At 68.5% G+C, this 14705-nt stretch carries 15 protein-coding genes and 1 other RNA gene; 9 read left to right on the forward strand and 7 right to left on the reverse strand.

Annotated features, from left to right (window positions below; all coding sequences use genetic code 11):
* Window positions 1-20 precede the first annotated feature (20 nt).
* Entirely contained in the window at window positions 21-221 is a 201-nt protein-coding gene (locus BN972_RS28855; RefSeq protein WP_200869748.1) for a hypothetical protein, read from the forward strand.
* 42 nt (window positions 222-263) lie between these two features.
* Window positions 264-1388, forward strand: a complete 1125-nt coding sequence (locus tag BN972_RS15135) for an epoxide hydrolase family protein (protein WP_036359331.1) — start codon at window positions 264-266, stop codon at window positions 1386-1388.
* 249 nt (window positions 1389-1637) lie between these two features.
* On the opposite strand, the gene BN972_RS15140 is transcribed toward BN972_RS15135, so the two are convergent.
* Both BN972_RS15140 and BN972_RS15145 read right to left on the reverse strand, forming a co-directional pair.
* Complete coding sequence (locus BN972_RS15140) at window positions 1638-2030, reverse strand: VOC family protein (RefSeq protein WP_036359333.1); 393 nt, start codon at window positions 2028-2030, stop codon at window positions 1638-1640.
* A 14-nt stretch (window positions 2031-2044) separates the two neighbouring features.
* Complete coding sequence (locus BN972_RS15145; RefSeq protein WP_036359335.1) at window positions 2045-2860, reverse strand: oxygenase MpaB family protein; 816 nt, start codon at window positions 2858-2860, stop codon at window positions 2045-2047.
* Window positions 2861-2920: 60 nt separating this feature from the next.
* Between BN972_RS15145 and BN972_RS15150 the strand changes: the two genes are divergently transcribed.
* Entirely contained in the window at window positions 2921-3874 is a 954-nt protein-coding gene (locus BN972_RS15150; protein ID WP_036360942.1) for a cobalamin biosynthesis protein, read from the forward strand.
* Here BN972_RS15150 and BN972_RS15155 read toward each other — a convergent pair.
* The 3 genes from BN972_RS15155 to BN972_RS15165 are packed head-to-tail and all read right to left on the reverse strand — an operon-like array spanning window position 3856 to window position 5841.
* On the reverse strand, window positions 3856-4713 hold the full coding sequence (locus tag BN972_RS15155) for an SURF1 family cytochrome oxidase biogenesis protein (RefSeq protein WP_036359337.1): 858 nt from the start codon (window positions 4711-4713) through the stop codon (window positions 3856-3858). The genes BN972_RS15150 and BN972_RS15155 overlap by 19 nt on opposite strands.
* A complete protein-coding gene (locus BN972_RS15160; RefSeq protein ID WP_036359338.1) occupies window positions 4713-5207 on the reverse strand; it encodes a low molecular weight protein-tyrosine-phosphatase in 495 nt (164 codons plus the stop codon). The genes BN972_RS15155 and BN972_RS15160 overlap by 1 nt, the downstream gene beginning before the upstream one ends.
* Window positions 5200-5841: an HAD-IA family hydrolase gene (locus BN972_RS15165; RefSeq protein ID WP_036360944.1), complete on the reverse strand. Its 642-nt coding sequence runs from the start codon at window positions 5839-5841 to the stop codon at window positions 5200-5202. Before BN972_RS15165 ends, BN972_RS15160 begins: the two co-directional genes overlap by 8 nt.
* 123 nt (window positions 5842-5964) lie before the next feature.
* Here BN972_RS15165 and cobC point away from each other — a divergent pair, with 123 nt between their 5' ends.
* The 5 genes from cobC to rnpB all read left to right on the forward strand — a co-directional run bounded on the left by cobC (window position 5965) and on the right by rnpB (window position 10516).
* Window positions 5965-7029: an Rv2231c family pyridoxal phosphate-dependent protein CobC gene (gene cobC, locus BN972_RS15170; protein WP_036360945.1), complete on the forward strand. Its 1065-nt coding sequence runs from the start codon at window positions 5965-5967 to the stop codon at window positions 7027-7029.
* Window positions 7026-8156 (forward strand): Nif3-like dinuclear metal center hexameric protein, encoded by a 1131-nt coding sequence (locus BN972_RS15175; protein WP_036359340.1) that lies wholly within the window; start codon window positions 7026-7028, stop codon window positions 8154-8156. The genes cobC and BN972_RS15175 overlap by 4 nt, the downstream gene beginning before the upstream one ends.
* 17 nt (window positions 8157-8173) lie before the next feature.
* The gene (locus BN972_RS15180; protein WP_036359342.1) at window positions 8174-8911 is read left to right on the forward strand and encodes a zinc ribbon domain-containing protein; all 738 of its coding nucleotides are present in this window, start codon (window positions 8174-8176) and stop codon (window positions 8909-8911) included.
* Window positions 8908-10041, forward strand: coding sequence for a bifunctional RNase H/acid phosphatase (locus tag BN972_RS15185; protein ID WP_036359344.1), 1134 nt, complete (start codon window positions 8908-8910; stop codon window positions 10039-10041). Before BN972_RS15180 ends, BN972_RS15185 begins: the two co-directional genes overlap by 4 nt.
* 64 nt (window positions 10042-10105) lie before the next feature.
* An RNA gene (gene rnpB / locus BN972_RS27815) (RNase P RNA component class A) lies at window positions 10106-10516 on the forward strand.
* Between the two features lie 166 nt (window positions 10517-10682).
* On the opposite strand, the gene BN972_RS15190 is transcribed toward rnpB, so the two are convergent.
* Both BN972_RS15190 and panB read right to left on the reverse strand, forming a co-directional pair.
* A complete protein-coding gene (locus tag BN972_RS15190; RefSeq protein WP_036359346.1) occupies window positions 10683-12218 on the reverse strand; it encodes a CYTH and CHAD domain-containing protein in 1536 nt (511 codons plus the stop codon).
* Between the two features lie 75 nt (window positions 12219-12293).
* Window positions 12294-13139, reverse strand: coding sequence for a 3-methyl-2-oxobutanoate hydroxymethyltransferase (gene panB / locus BN972_RS15195; protein WP_036359348.1), 846 nt, complete (start codon window positions 13137-13139; stop codon window positions 12294-12296).
* Between the two features lie 139 nt (window positions 13140-13278).
* Between panB and BN972_RS15200 the strand changes: the two genes are divergently transcribed.
* The gene (locus BN972_RS15200) at window positions 13279-14670 is read left to right on the forward strand and encodes a WS/DGAT/MGAT family O-acyltransferase (RefSeq protein ID WP_036359350.1); all 1392 of its coding nucleotides are present in this window, start codon (window positions 13279-13281) and stop codon (window positions 14668-14670) included.
* Window positions 14671-14705: the final 35 nt, after the last annotated feature.

Genomic DNA, 14705 nt, shown 5'->3' on the forward strand with positions numbered 1-14705 from the left:
CTGCCCGGTGTGGCAAGGTCGTGGGCGTGGGTGACCTACCTGGTTCGCAGAGCGAGGGCACGGCGCGGCAGACTTCCGGACCGCCAGTGCGTCCTCTCGCGTCTGACCAGCAGCCGGCGACAAAGGCGGACCTGTACGCCGCGGTGGACGCGATGCGCGCCGACATGCGCGAACTGCTCGAGCAGATCAGCACGTTGATCAAGGACGCGACGCAGAAATAGGGTGGTTGTCGCGCCCGCATAAGGGAGCGGCACTATAAGCAGGTGAAGCCGTTTCGCATCGATGTGCCCGACGATGTTCTCGAGGACCTGCAATCGCGACTGGCGCGCACCCGATGGCCGGAGGCCGAGTGCGTGGACGACTGGAGCCAGGGGATTCCGCTGCGCTACACCCAGGACCTCGCCGCCTACTGGGCCAACCATTACGACTGGCGGGCGCGGGAGGCCGCGCTGAACCGATTCGACCATTTCGTCGACCAGTTCGATGGGCTGGACATCCACTTCATCCATCAGCGGTCCCCGCACGAGGACGCGTTTCCGCTGTTGATCACCCACGGCTGGCCAGGCTCGATTGTGGAGTTCCACAAGGTAATTGAGCCGCTGACCGATCCTACCGCCCATGGCGGCCGCGCCGAGGACGCCTTCCACGTCATCTGCCCGTCGCTGCCCGGCTACGGTTTCTCCGGGAAGCCAGGCCGCACCGGCTGGGGGGTAGAGAAGATCGCGCTTGTCTGGGAGGAGCTGATGCTGCGCCTGGGCTACCAGCGCTACGGCGCGCAGGGCGGCGACTGGGGCGCGGCCGTCACCACCCAGATCGGCCGTAATGGCGGCCACTGTGCGGGGATTCACCTGAACATGCCGCTGGGCATGCCCACCAAGGAGACGCTGGCCGATCCCACGCCGGAGGAGCGGGCCGCGCTGGCCGCGCTGGCGGAGCACCGCAAATCGGGCACCGGCTACTCCAAGCAGCAGTCGACGCGGCCGCAAACCGTGGGGTACGGACTGGTCGATTCGCCGGTGGGCCAGCTGGCTTGGATCGTGGAGAAGTTCTGGGCGTGGACGGACTGCGACGGGCACCCGGAGAACGTGCTGACACGAGATGAGTTGCTGGACAACGTGATGCTGTATTGGGCGACGGCCACCGCGGCGTCCTCGGCCCGCTTGTACTGGGAGAGCTTCACGGTGTGGGGCGACACCAGCCGAGTCGAATTGCCGACCGGCGTGGCCGCTTTCCCGAAGGAAGTGCTGCGCGCGCCGCGGCGGTGGTGCGAGCCGAACTTCAACATCACCCACTGGACCACGATGCCGCGCGGTGGGCACTTCGCCGCGTTCGAGCAGCCGGAGTTGTTCGTCGAGGACGTCCGGAAGTTCTTCGCGACGGTGCGCTGAGGCGTCGGCCGGGGTCACCCGGGCCGGCCGGCCCCCGTCGGGCCCCTCCGCCGAGTGTGCATCTCACGACGCGACACGCCGCGGGAGCGTCGTGGATCGCACGCTCGGCGGTATGCGGGGCGGCCCGCCGAGGTGCGCAGGGCCGGCCCTCGTCGGCCCCGCCGGGCCCCGTCGCCGAGTGTGCATCTCACGACGCGACACGCCGCGGGAGCGTCGCGGATCGCACGCTCGGCGCAATAGAGGCGGGGGTCAGCCGGGCAAGGCGAAGAACTCCAGCGCGATACCGTCGGGATCCCGGAAGCTCGGCCCCGAGCCGTAGGGCGCATCGACGATGCCGCCGTGCTCGACGCCGAGGTCCTCGAGCACGCCGACCCATGTTTCGAGTTCCCTGCGCGAGCTACAGCCGAAGCCGACATGGTCCAGACCGACGCGAAACTCGCTGAACTTCTCATCGGGCGCGGCGCGGTCGTGCTGCACGATGCCGAACAACGTGTTGCCGGCCAGCAGGAAAACCAGATGCCGGTAGCCGGCGTCGGTGTGTTCGTCGACCACCGGCTCACCGAACAGCCGCCGGTACCACGGGCCGCTGACCTCGAGGTCTCGCACCGTGACGGCGACGTGGTTGAGCGGTGGAAAGGGCATTGCCGACCTCCTTGCTAGACGACGCGCAGGCCGCGACGCGCGCGAAACCGCATGTCCCACAAGTAAATCTGATAGATGAGCAGCCACGCCCGGTGGGGTATCAGGCGGTCGGCGAGCCGCAGCGCCCAGAGCAGCCATTCGAACCGGCGCTGCTGAGAATCCGACCAGTCCAGCCGCATCATCGCGCGGAACTCCGGTGCCAGGAACCCCGTTGTGGCGAACAGGTTGAACGGTCCGGCCAGCGCCCGCAGCGGCAGCGGCAGGAACGCCATGGCGGCCACCCCGCGCAAATGCTCACGCACCGGCGGGTCGATCCGCAGGTCGTCCAGGGACCGCTTCCAGTACTCCTCGAACGCGACCCGGTCGGCCGGCCACATGCTGTCCGGCACCTGCAGAGTGGTGCCCAGTCGCCTGGCGTCCTGGTAGACCGCGTCGGCACTGGAGTCGTCGAGTGGCCCGTGCAGGAATTCGTGCTGTTCCACGAAATACCGGTAGAGGCACGCCGCCACCCACAGTTGCAACTTCGGGTTGAACGCGTTGTAGGGCACCGGGCTCGACGGCCGCGAGCGGACCTGCCGGTGTGCGGTGTCGACGGCGCTGCGCATCAGTTTGCGGTCGGCTTCGGTGCCGATCGTCGCGACGGCTAGGTACGTGCCGGTGGTGCGCGCCCGCTTGAACGGGTGCTTGTAGACATTGCCGCTGTCTACCGGGCTCTCCAGTACTCCGTAGCCGACGCCCGGCAGCGACAACTGCATGATGACGTTCGCCGCGGGCAGCAACATCGCCGCCGGGTTCAACAGGTCGGCCACCCTGGTTGCGGGTCGCTTCATTGCGAGTACCCCATGCGGTCGAGTAGATCACGAATGCGGCGGTTATGAGACGCTGCGTTGGTGCTTGCGTCGACACGGCAGAGCCGCATGGTCGGCGTGCTGGTGGGCTACCTCGCGGACCTGGCGCTGGGTGATCCCCAACGAGGTCACCCCGTCGCCGTGTTCGGTGCGGCGGCAGGGAAATTGGAGCGGGTCACCTACCGCGATGCCCGGTTCGCCGGTGCGGCGCACGTGACAATGTTGGTGGCCGGTGCCGGTCTATTGGGCGCGGCGTTGGAGCGGGGCCGAGCGCCACACCGCGCCGCGGCCGTCGCCGCCGCCACCTGGACCGCGCTGGGCGGCACTTCGTTGGCGCGCACCGGAGCCGACATGGCGGCATTGCTGGCGGCCGGGAATGTTGAGGATGCGCGGATGCTGCTCCCGTCGCTGTGCGGGCGCGACCCCGCGCTGCTGGATGCCGCCGGTCTGACGCGCGCGGCGCTGGAGTCGGTGGCGGAGAACACCTCCGACGCCCAGGTGGCGCCGCTGCTGTGGGCCGCGGCCGGCGGCGCGCCCGGGGTTCTGATGTACCGCGCCGTCAACACGTTGGATGCCATGGTCGGTCATCGATCCCCGCGTTATCGCAAGTTCGGTTGGGCGGCAGCGCGATTGGACGATGTCATGAACTACGTAGGGGCGCGGGTGACCGGCGCGCTGGTGGTGGCCTGCGCGCCGTTGATCGGCGGATCTCCGACGGGGGCGGTGCGGGCCTGGCGGCGCGACGCGGCCGGCCATCCCAGCCCCAACGCCGGAGTGGTGGAGGCGGCGTTCGCCGGGGCGCTCGGGGTGCGCCTCGGGGGGCCGACCCAGTACCACCACGAACTCGAGATCCGGCCGGTTCTGGGTGACGGCGGACCACCGGCGGTGCATGACCTTCGACGAGCGGTGCGGTTATCACGGGTGGTGCAGGCGGGTGCGGTGGCGGTGGCGCTGGCGGCCGCCGCAGTGAGCGACACCTACCGGCGGCGCCCGTAGCGATCGGCAAGCTTCTCCTCCACGGTCGTCGGCTGATCAGGCGCCGGCTTCGCCTCGTCTGGACGCGCCCCGGCCGCGGAGATCTCCTTCTCCCGACGACGGGCCCGCACCTCGGAGTAGACGAAGTACCCCAATGCGACCGGGGCCAGCACGCCGAACAGGATCCATTGAATGCCATAGGAGAGGAACGGCCCGGCATCCAGGCGTGGCACCCCGATCACGCCGAGCCCGCCGGGCTGGTCGTCGACCAATTGCAGGTACGACCCGGCCAGCGGCACCCCGGTCAGCGTCGACACCTGTTCGGTGCTGATCGAAAAGACCTGCTGGTAGCCATCTCTGGTGAACGGGTCTTTGCCCTGCACGGTCGGCTCGGAATCGCGCAGGCGCGCGGTGATCGTCACCGTGTTCTCCGGTGGCGGCGGGATCGGCGGAATGTGGGAACCCTGCTCGGGCCGGACGTACCCGCGATCCACCAGCACGGTCGGACCGCCGTCGACGGCGAACGGGGCCAGCACCTCGAACGCCTGATCGCCCTCGACCACCCGCAGTCGGGCCAGCACCCGGATGCCGGGCAAGTAATGACCCGTGGCGGTCACCTTGCGCCACTGCTGCCCCTTGGTAGGCGAATCCTGTTGGGGGATAAGGGAGTTCAACGGCACCGGGGCGGCGTTGAGAGAATCGGCGAGTTGCTGGTTCTCCCGGGAGGTCTTGGTGTTCTTGCCCAGCTGCCACGGCGCCAGGACGGTGAAACACAGGTAGGTGAACGCGATGCACACCAGGGCCAGCGCCAGCCAGCTCGGCCGCAGTAGGAACCTCAAACTGCGATTCCGCGGGGGCATCAACCCGATCCGTTCTGGGCGAGTCGCTCGTCCACCCAGGCGTGCAGGCCGGGCAGGGCGGCTTCGATGACGTCGAACACCTCTTTGAAGTCGTTCTGGTCGCCGTAGTACGGATCCTCGACGTCCAGTGCATATGCGCCCGACCGCGGGTCGAAGGACCGCAACATGCGCAGCCGGTCGTCGTCCACCCCGAGCTGGCGCAGCAACTGCGCGTGATTGCGACCCAGGGCGATCACCAGGTCCGCCGCCAAATGATCGTCCTCGACCTGAGCGGCGCGGTGGTCGGTGGGGTAGCCGTGCTCGCGCAGCACCCGCTTGGCCCGAAGGTCGGCCCCCTCGCCGACGTGCCAGTTGCCGGTTCCGGCGCTGGTCACCCGCACCACGTCACCCAGGCCGCGCTGCTGGATCTGGTGGGCGAACATCTTCTCGGCCATCGGCGAACGGCAGATGTTGCCGGTGCATACAAACGTCACGTGCAGCTTCGACTCAGACACCCAGCACCTTCCGAAGCTCCTCGATGGTCGCGACGTGCGTGACCAGGGTTGGACCGGCGGACGAGTCCGGGTCCGCGAAGTCGGTGCGCCCGTAACCCCAGCCGACCACCACGGTGTCGATGCCGTGCGCGGCCGCGCCGTGCACGTCATGGCTGCGGTCACCGACCATGAGAATGCGCTCGGGCAACGGCCTCAGCTGCTCCAGCGCGTGCGCCAACACGTCGGCCTTGGATTTACGCGAGCCGTCCGGGCTGGCGCCGGCGATCACCTCGAAATGCTGGGCCAGCCCGAAGTGCCCCAAGATGCGGTGCGCCGTGGGCTCCAGCTTTGAGGTCGCCACGGCCAGCCGGACGCCGTTGGCTTCCAGGTCGGCCAGCAGCGGTTCGATGCCGTCGAACAGGCTGTTCATCGCCCAACCCCGGCTGCCGTACTCGGCGCGGAAAGCCGCGAACGCCTCATCGGCGCGCCCGTCGAGCTCCATCGCGCGAAAGGTCTCGTCCATCGGCGGCCCGACGATCTGAGCGGCCAGATCCCCGTCCGGGATGGCCGCACCGATGTGGGTCAGCGCATGCCGAAAACTGGCCACGATGCCGACGGCCGAATCGGTGAGGGTGCCGTCGAGATCGAAAATCACCAGCTGCGGTGCCTCGTCGGTGATCGAACCTGTCACGGTCCCATTGTGGTTGATGGCGCCGCGCGGGTGCGCCGTGGTGCTCCCGATGCCTACTTCGGGTACTGGCGCACTAGTGTTTCTGAGGTGGCTGGTCTGGATCAGAGCGCGTCGGCCCGCATGTCGCGGGCCCGCTATCACGGTGATCAAGACGTGCTGCCCGGCATGCTCGACTTCGCGGTCAACGTCCGTCATGCACAGCCGCCGTCCTGGCTGATAGCGCAGCTGAGCGCACGGCTGACGGATCTGGCCCGCTACCCGGGCGACGCCGAGGTGCGCGCCGCCCAGGACGCAGCCGCCACCCGGCACGGCCGCGAGCCCGCCGAGGTCCTGCCGCTGGCAGGTGCCGCCGAAGGATTCGCGTTGCTGCCCAACTTGCGGCCCCGCCGCGCGGCGCTCATCGCGCCGTCGTTCACCGAGCCGGAGGCGGCGCTGACGGCGGCCGGAATCCCGGTCCACCACGTGGTTCTGCGGCCGCCGTTCACCCTCGATACGGCGCGGGTCCCCGAGGACGCGGACCTGGTGGTGGTGGGAAATCCGACCAACCCGACGTCGGTGCTGCACACCCGCGAGCAACTGCGGGCGCTGCGCCGGCCGGGACGGATCGTCGTCGTCGACGAGGCCTTCGCCGACGCGCTGCCCGGCGAACCGGAATCGCTTGCCGGCGAAGCCCTGCCCGACGTGCTGGTGCTGCGCAGCCTGACCAAGACGTGGGCGCTGGCGGGGCTGCGCGTGGGTTATGCGCTCGGGTCACCTGATGTGCTGGCCCGGTTGACGGCGCAGCGCGCGCATTGGCCGGTGGGGACCCTGCAGCTCACCGCGATCGCGGCCTGCTGCAGCCCGCGAGCCGTGGCCGAGGCCGCCGCCGATGCCGCGCGGTTGGCCGCCGCCCGCGCGGCCATGGTCGCCGGTTTGGCGTCGGTGGGTGTCGACGTGGTCGCCGGCCGGGCCCCGTTCGTCTTGTTCCGCAGCCCCGACGCCGAGTGGATCCGGAACCGGTTGGTTGGCAGCGGTATTGCGGTGCGGCGGTGTGACACCTTCGTCGGCTTGGACGCGACGTACCTGCGGGCGGCGGTGCGTCCGGAGTGGTCGCGACTGGTCGAATCGATCGCCGAGACGCTGGCCGGCCTGCACAGTGGGAGTCGCCGGTGAGCGTGCGGCTGGCCGACATCATCGAGGTGCTGGACGAGGCGTACCCGCCTCGGCTGGCCGAGTCCTGGGACTCGGTGGGCCTGGTGTGCGGTGACCCCGCCGACCCTGTCGATTCGGTGACCATCGCCATCGACGCGACGCCCGCGGTCGTCGACGAGGTCCCCGACGGCGGCCTGTTACTCGCTCACCATCCGCTGCTGTTGCGCGGGGTCGACACGGTCGCTGCCAGCACGCCGAAGGGTGCGCTGATCCACCGCCTGATCCGTTCCGACCGGGCGCTGTTCACCGCCCACACCAACGCCGACTCGGCCGCACCGGGGGTTTCTGACGCGCTGGCCGACGCACTCGGCCTGACGGTCGAGGGCGTGCTCGAGCCGTCGCCGCCCGTGGCCGATCTGGACAAGTGGGTCATCTACGTGCCGCAGGAGAACGCCGACGCGGTGCGCGAGGCCGTGTTCGCAGCGGGCGCCGGCCAGATCGGCGATTACTCGCACTGCAGCTGGAGCGTCACCGGCATCGGACAGTTCCTGCCGCACGACGGGGCGGCTCCGGCGATCGGCAGTGTCGGGACCGTCGAACAGGTCACCGAGGACCGGGTCGAGGTAGTCGCCCCGGCCCGCTCACGGGGTGCGGTGCTGGCGGCGATGCGCGCCGCGCACCCCTACGAGGAGCCGGCCTTCGACACCTTCACCATGGCTCCGCCGCCCGCCGACACCGGTCTGGGCCGCATCGGCACACTGGCCCGACCCGAACGGCTCGCCGACTTCGTATCCCGCGTCGGCGCCGCGTTGCCTTCCACGTCGTGGGGTGTGCGCGCCGCCGGTGATCCCGACGCGCCGGTGTCGCGGGTCGCGGTCTGCGGGGGAGCCGGAGACTCATTATTGGGTGCGGTAGCTGGGGCCGGTGTGCAGGCTTATGTCACGGCCGACCTGCGTCACCATCCGGCCGACGAGCATTGCCGGGCGTCGGAGGTGGCGCTGATCGACGTGGCGCACTGGGCAAGCGAATTCCCGTGGTGCGGGCAAGCGGCGGACGTGCTCCGCTCGGCGTTCGGGCCCGCGCTGGCGGTGCGGGTGTCTGACATCCGCACCGATCCGTGGAATCTGTGCGCCGGGAACCAGACCTGAAAGAGACCTAGGAGATCATGAAGGCCGAAGTGGCACAGCAGCGTTCGCTACTGGAACTGGCGAAACTGGACGCTGAGCTGTCCCGCCTTGCCCATCGGACCACTCATCTGCCCCAACGCGAAACCCTTGAGCGGGTGCAGGGTGAGTACAACGCCGCCAGTGACCGGCTGGGCGCCGTGCGGATCGCCGTGGAGGATCTCGACGCCCAGGTGTCCCGCTTCGAATCCGAGATCGACGCGGTGCGCAAGCGAGAGGACCGGGACCGCGCGCTGCTCAACTCGGGGGCGACCGACGCCAAGCAACTGGCGGACCTGCAGCACGAGCTGGAAACGCTGCAGCGCCGCCAGGCCAGCCTGGAAGATTCCCTGCTGGAAGTGATGGAACGGCGCGAGGAACTGCAGGCCACCGAGGCCGCGGAATCCGGGACCATCGCCGGGCTGCAGGACGAACTCGCCAGCGCGCAAAAGGCCCTCAATGAGGCGCTTGCCGAGGTCGAAGAGGCCCGGACAGAACACGCCGCCCGCCGCGAGACGGTGGCCGCAGAACTGAACCCCGATCTCAAGGCGCTGTATGAACGGCTGCGCGCGGGGGGAGGCCCGGGCGCCGGCCCGCTGCTGGGACACCGGTGCGGCGCATGCCGTATCGAGATCGGTCGCGGCGAGTTGGCCCAGATCCAGGCCGCCGCCGAAGACGAGGTGCAGCGCTGTCCGGAGTGCGGCGCAATCCTGTTGCGCGTCAAGGGCTCTGACCAATGAAAGTGGTTATCGAAGCCGACGGCGGATCGCGGGGCAACCCCGGACCCGCTGGTTACGGCGCGGTGGTGTGGACCCAGGACCGCCGAACCGTTCTGGCCGAATCCAAGCAGGCGATCGGCCGGGCCACCAACAACGTCGCCGAATATCGCGGGCTGATAGCCGGTTTGGACGATGCCCTCAACCTGGGCGCCACCGAGGTTTCGGTCCTGATGGACTCCAAGCTGGTGATCGAGCAGATGGCCGGGCGCTGGAAGGTCAAGCACCCCGACTTGGTGGAACTGCACAGCCAGGCCCAGGCGCTCGCGTCGCGATTCCGCCGGATCACCTATTCCTGGATTCCCCGCGCCCAGAACGCATACGCCGATCGACTGGCCAACGACGCGATGGACGCCGCCGAGGCCCAGGCCGATCGCCGCGTCGATAAGGTTGCCGTGCCGGTCACCGAAGCGGCCCGGGCCGCGGTGGCCGAGCGCCCGGCCGACACCACCACCACCGGCCCGGGCTGGACCGGCGCGCGCGGCACCCCGACTCGGCTGTTGCTGTTGCGGCACGGGCAGACCGAGCTGTCGGTGCAACGCCGGTACTCCGGGCGTGGCAATCCGCCGCTGAACGAGGTCGGCTGGCGCCAGGCCGGTTTGGCGGCAAGGTACCTGACACAGCGCCGGGGCATCGCCGCGGTGATTTCCTCCCCACTGCAACGGGCCTATGACACCGCGATGACGGCGGCCAGGGCGTTGGGCCTGGAGGTGACCGTCGATGAGGACCTGATCGAGACGGATTTCGGCGCGTGGGAGGGGCTGACATTCGCCGAGGCCGCCGCGCGGGACCCGGATCTGCACCGCCGGTGGCTGTACGACACGGGCACCCTGCCGCCGGGCGGGGAGAGTTTCGACGACGTGCTGCGGCGCGTGCGTCGCGGCCGGGACCGGATCATCTCCGCCCACGAGGGCAAGAACGTATTGGTGGTCTCCCACGTCACGCCGATCAAGTTGCTGCTGCGCATGGCGCTGGACGCCGGCTCGGGCATCCTGTACCGGTTGCATCTGGACCTGGCGTCGCTGAGCATCGCCGAGTTCTATCCCGACGGGGCGTCATCGGTGCGCCTGGTCAATCAGACTGGGTATCTGTGACGCCGGCCGGCAAAGACCGCACTGGCCGGTGCCGCCGCTGAGCGGGTACCGTGTTCGTCGCGGACGAGTTGGCTGGACGGCCGCGGCTCGCGCTCTAAAGGGTGCCGAGTCGAGGAAAGTCCGGACTTCACAGAGCAGGGTGATTGCTAACGGCAATCCGAGGTGACTTGCGGGAAAGTGCCACAGAAAACAGACCGCCGCCCTTGTGGCGGTAAGGGTGAAACGGTGCGGTAAGAGCGCACCAGCATCCCGGGTGACCGGGATGGCTCGGCAAACCCCACCCGAAGCAAGGCCAAGAAGGCCGCACCGAGGGTGCGGCCGCGCAGACGTTTGAGGGCTGCTCGTCCGAGTCTGCGGGTAGGCCGCTTGAGGCACCCGGCAACGGAGTGTCCAGATGGATGGTCGTCGCCGTGCCGCCGTGGATTAAAGCCGCGGCGGCGTGGAACAGAATCCGGCTTACAGGCCAACTCGTCCGCCCCTTGGGGCGTCGCTTCGTCGGGGGCGGCGCCGTTTCGTTGGCGAGCGTGAATCGTGCGACGCGACACGCCGAGTTTCCGTCGTGCATTTCACGCTCGGCGGCCCAGGGCAGGCGACGCGACAAGGCGACAAGGGGCCCCGGCAGGCTGGCGCGGCCCGGGCCCTCAGCGCCGCGCTTTGCGTACCGCCTTGTCCAGCTTGCGCAGCGCGGAATCCAGTTGTTCGCTACTGCTTTCAGCGGTCTGGCTCTCGTGCTGGTAGAGCAGGCCGTAGGTGAACGTGTCTTCGCCCGCAAGGTGGGCCGCTTGCGCCTGCGCGAGCAGGTGCTCGCGACTGACCACGCTGTCTTGGTGCTCGCCGAGGAGAACCTGAATGGCCTTGGCCTCCTGGGCGACCCGGTCGTCACCGGTCGCCGCTGCGGTGTAGCGAAGTCGCTTGGCGCGCTTGCGGATCCGATGCAGCGCCTCGTCATCGTCGGGGGCCTCGCGGGCCGCTTTCGTGGCCTTGCGTACCTTGCGGTAGGCCGCATCGATGGTCACCGGCTTGGTTTGCTGACCGAACGCGAGCACCGTTGGTTCGGTCACCAGCGATTCCAGTGCGTCGAGCAGCCGGAAGTATCGCTTGGAGCGCATGGCGATCAACGAGCGCCGCAAGCCCACCTGGTAGCGCCGTTTGGCGCCGTTGACCAGACGTTCGAACACCGGCCCGCGAACCAGCTGTGGGTCCAGCCGGCTCAGCGCACGTTCGTAACGCTCGGCCAGCACTTCGGCGTCGCGCGCGACGCCCAGCACCCCGGCGAGTTCGCGTAGCTCGTCGAGAACCCATGCGCCGTCGGCCAATCCGAACGACTCCTGCGAGTCTTTGAGCAGGCTGCGCAGTTTGCGGGTGGTGACCCGCAGCTGGTGCACGGAATCATCGGCGTCGGCACGCACCGCGCGGTCCCAGACCAACATTTCCTCGACATGCTGTGCCACCGCCCGATGGATGGGATCGGCGGGCGGGGCAGCGGCGGGTTGAGCAGTTGTCCCGAGCGCTCGGGCCAACTTCGAGCCGTGCCCGGCGGGGGCGGCGCCGGCGTCCAGTAGCCGGTTGCTGAGGCGGTTCAGCAGCTGATGGCTTGCCGCTTCGCTGATCTCACCGTCGGGTTCGCGGACCTCGAGTTCCCATTCCCGCCACTGCTGCTCGACGGGTTCCGAGTCGTCCAAGTTCTGCGCGTCCCGGGCGGACCAGGCGGTGACGTGGTCGTTGCAGAACTCCGCCAGCTCCACGTCCTCGCCGTTGTAGAGGACCTGGATTTCGCGTCGGGTGGTGATGCGCGCGACCGGCGCTACCGGTCGATCCCGCACGATCGCCAGCACTACGTCCAGCAACTCCTCCGGCACGGTGTCGGCGTCGTCGGACTCCTCTATCGGAGCGTGAATCTCGGTGCGTGAGTCGGGACCGGCCGGCAACTTCAGATGCCAGCCGGCGTCCGCACCGCCGGTGCGTCGCCGCAGCGTGATCCGGTTGCGCGCCAGATCCTGGTTCGGCGTGTCGAAGTAGACCGCGTCCAGTTCTTGAACGGGGGGCTTGTCGACCCGGGAGACTGCCGCGATGCCCTCGAACGACGGCGACACGGTCGACTCCACCACGTCGAACTTGCGCTCGACTTCAAGATGACGCGCCGTCTTGGGCCCTTTTGAGGGCGCTTTAGCAGGCATTCTGTTCTCCGTGGGGGCGGGGCAGGCTCCCATAGAGTGCCATATCAAAATTACCGACCCGGCGCGGGCGGAAAGCTAGAAACAGTGCTCCTCTGCCGGGAAAGCTCCCGTGGCCACTTCTTCTGCGTACTGTGTTGCGGCTCTACGTAATTCGCCACCCACGTCGGCGAACCTCTTGACGAAGCGGGCGGTCTTGCCGCCGCTCATCCCGGCCATGTCCTGCCAGACCAGCACCTGGCCGTCACAGTTGGGGCCGGCGCCGATGCCGACCGTCGGGATGGTCAGCTTCCCGGTGATCTGGGTGGCCAATTCGGCCGGCACCATCTCCATCACTACGGCGAACGCCCCGGCTTCGGCGACCGCGATCGCGTCGGCGATGGTCTGTTCGGCAGCATCACCGCGACCCTGCACCTTGAATCCGCCGAGGGTGTTGACGCTCTGCGGGGTGAAGCCGATGTGGGCCATCACCGGAATGCCCGCGGCGGTCAGGCACGCGATCTGCTCGGCGACCCGCTCACCGCCCTCAAGCTTGACAGCGTGCGCGCCGCCTTCCTTCATGAACCTCGTGGCGGCGGCCAATGCGACCGACGGGCCTGCCTCGTAACTGCCGAACGGCAGGTCGGCGACGACCAAAGCGTGCGGCGCGCCCCGCACCACCCCACGGACCAGCGGGATCAGCTCGTCGATCGAAATCGGCACGGTTGTGTCGTAGCCGTAGACGACGTTGGCGGCGGAGTCGCCGACTAGCAGGACGGGAATCCCCGCCTCGTCGAAGACCCTGGCGGTGGAGTAGTCGTAGGCCGTGAGCATGCCCCACCGGTGGCCTTCGGCCTTCCATTTCTGCAGGTGAGAGGTGCGGATCTTGGGGCGCGGCGGCGAAGTCGCGGCAGCGCTCGAACCATAGACGTTCTCAGACATCATTGTCCCTAAATGGTGGTCGGGTCGATCCTCGTGGCCTAGCTAGGTCCCCGGGTTCGTCTGACCCCGCCTATTCTGCCATTTCGACGGTTCCGATGCATTCATGGGTGGTCGGGACCACTTTTCGGCCTAACATCGGCGGATGCAGCGGCTCAGCGGGCTCGACGCCAGCTTCCTCTACCTGGAGACCGACTCGCAGCCGATGCACGTCTGCTCGGTCATCGAGTTGGACACCTCGACCATGCCGGGCGGTTACACCTTCGACCGGCTGCGCGAGGCGATGTCCTTGCGTATCCGGGCGTTGCCGGAGTTCCAGGAGAAACTCGCCAACAGCCCGCTCAACCTCGACCATCCGGTGTGGGTCGACGACGAGCACTTCCATATCGACCGTCATCTGCACCGCATCGCGTTGCCGGCGCCGGGCGGGCGGGCGGAGCTGTCCGAAATCTGCGGCCACATCGCGTCGCTGCCGCTGGATCGCCGGCGGCCGCTGTGGGAGATGTGGGTGATCGAAGGAGTGGCCGGCACCGATTGTCATCGGCAAGGGCGGATCGCAGTGATGACGAAGGTCCATCACGCCGGGGTCGACGGGGTCACGGGCGCCAACCTGATGTCGCAGCTGTGCTCGACCGCCGCCGACGCGCCCGCGCCGGAGCGGGTAGCGGGGGTGGGCGGTGCCAGCGGGTGGCAGATCGCCGCGGGTGGGCTGCTGCGCTTCGCCGCCCGGCCGCTACAACTGGCCAATGTGGTGCCCGACACGGTGTCCTCGGTGGTCGCAACGTTGCTGCGCGCGCGGGACGGCCTGACCATGGCGCGTCCGTTCGCCGCGCCGCGGACCGTGTTCAACGCGTCCATCAGTGGCCGGCGCACCATCGCGTATGCAGAACTGGACCTCGAAGACGTCAAGACGGTCAAGGACCATTTCGGCGTGAAGGTCAACGACGTGGTGATGGCGCTGGTGTCCGGGGTGTTGCGCCAGTACCTGGCCGACCGCAACGTGCTGCCGGAATCCTCGCTGGTGGCCTCGGTGCCGATATCGGTGCATGGCAAGTCCGATCGACCGGGCCGCAACCAGGTCTCGGCGATGTTCGCCAGCCTGGAGACTCACATCGATGACCCCGTGCAGCGGCTCAATGCCATCGCTGAGTCGAATTCTGTTGCCAAACAACATAGTTCGGCGATCGGAGCCACCCTGCTACAGGATTGGTCGCAGTTCGCCGCGCCGGCGGTTTTCGGCGCCGCGATGCGCGTCTACGCCATGACCCGGCTCACCGAGAGCCTCCCGGTGCACAATCTCGTCGTCTCCAACGTGCCGGGTCCGCAGATCCCGCTGTACCTGCTGGGCTGCGAGGTCAAGGCGATGTATCCGTTGGGGCCGATCTTTCACGGGTCGGGGCTCAACATCACCGTCATGTCGCTGAACGGCCGGCTGGACGTCGGACTGATCGCCTGCCCGGAATTGCTGCCGGACCTGTGGGATTTAGCGGACGAGTTCGGCGTCGTCATGGCGGAGTTGCTGGCCGCAACCAGGTAGGACGGGTCCCGGATATACCTTGACCAGGACCGGGG

The sequence above is a fragment of the Mycobacterium asiaticum DSM 44297 genome, from assembly GCF_000613245.1.
Lineage (GTDB): Bacteria > Actinomycetota > Actinomycetes > Mycobacteriales > Mycobacteriaceae > Mycobacterium > Mycobacterium asiaticum.

Bases quoted from the DNA above. Each gene is read 5' to 3' on its own strand.
- BN972_RS15140 (WP_036359333.1), bottom strand. From the start codon at position 2,030: ATGCCCTTTCCACCGCTCAACCACGTCGCCGTCACGGTGCGAGACCTC.
- BN972_RS15145 (WP_036359335.1), bottom strand. From the start codon at position 2,860: ATGAAGCGACCCGCAACCAGGGTGGCCGACCTGTTGAACCCGGCGGCG.
- BN972_RS15155 (WP_036359337.1), bottom strand. From the start codon at position 4,713: ATGCCCCCGCGGAATCGCAGTTTGAGGTTCCTACTGCGGCCGAGCTGG.
- BN972_RS15180 (WP_036359342.1), top strand. From the start codon at position 8,174: ATGAAGGCCGAAGTGGCACAGCAGCGTTCGCTACTGGAACTGGCGAAA.
- BN972_RS15185 (WP_036359344.1), top strand. From the start codon at position 8,908: ATGAAAGTGGTTATCGAAGCCGACGGCGGATCGCGGGGCAACCCCGGA.
- BN972_RS15190 (WP_036359346.1), bottom strand. From the start codon at position 12,218: ATGCCTGCTAAAGCGCCCTCAAAAGGGCCCAAGACGGCGCGTCATCTT.
- panB (WP_036359348.1), bottom strand. From the start codon at position 13,139: ATGATGTCTGAGAACGTCTATGGTTCGAGCGCTGCCGCGACTTCGCCG.
- BN972_RS15200 (WP_036359350.1), top strand. From the start codon at position 13,279: ATGCAGCGGCTCAGCGGGCTCGACGCCAGCTTCCTCTACCTGGAGACC.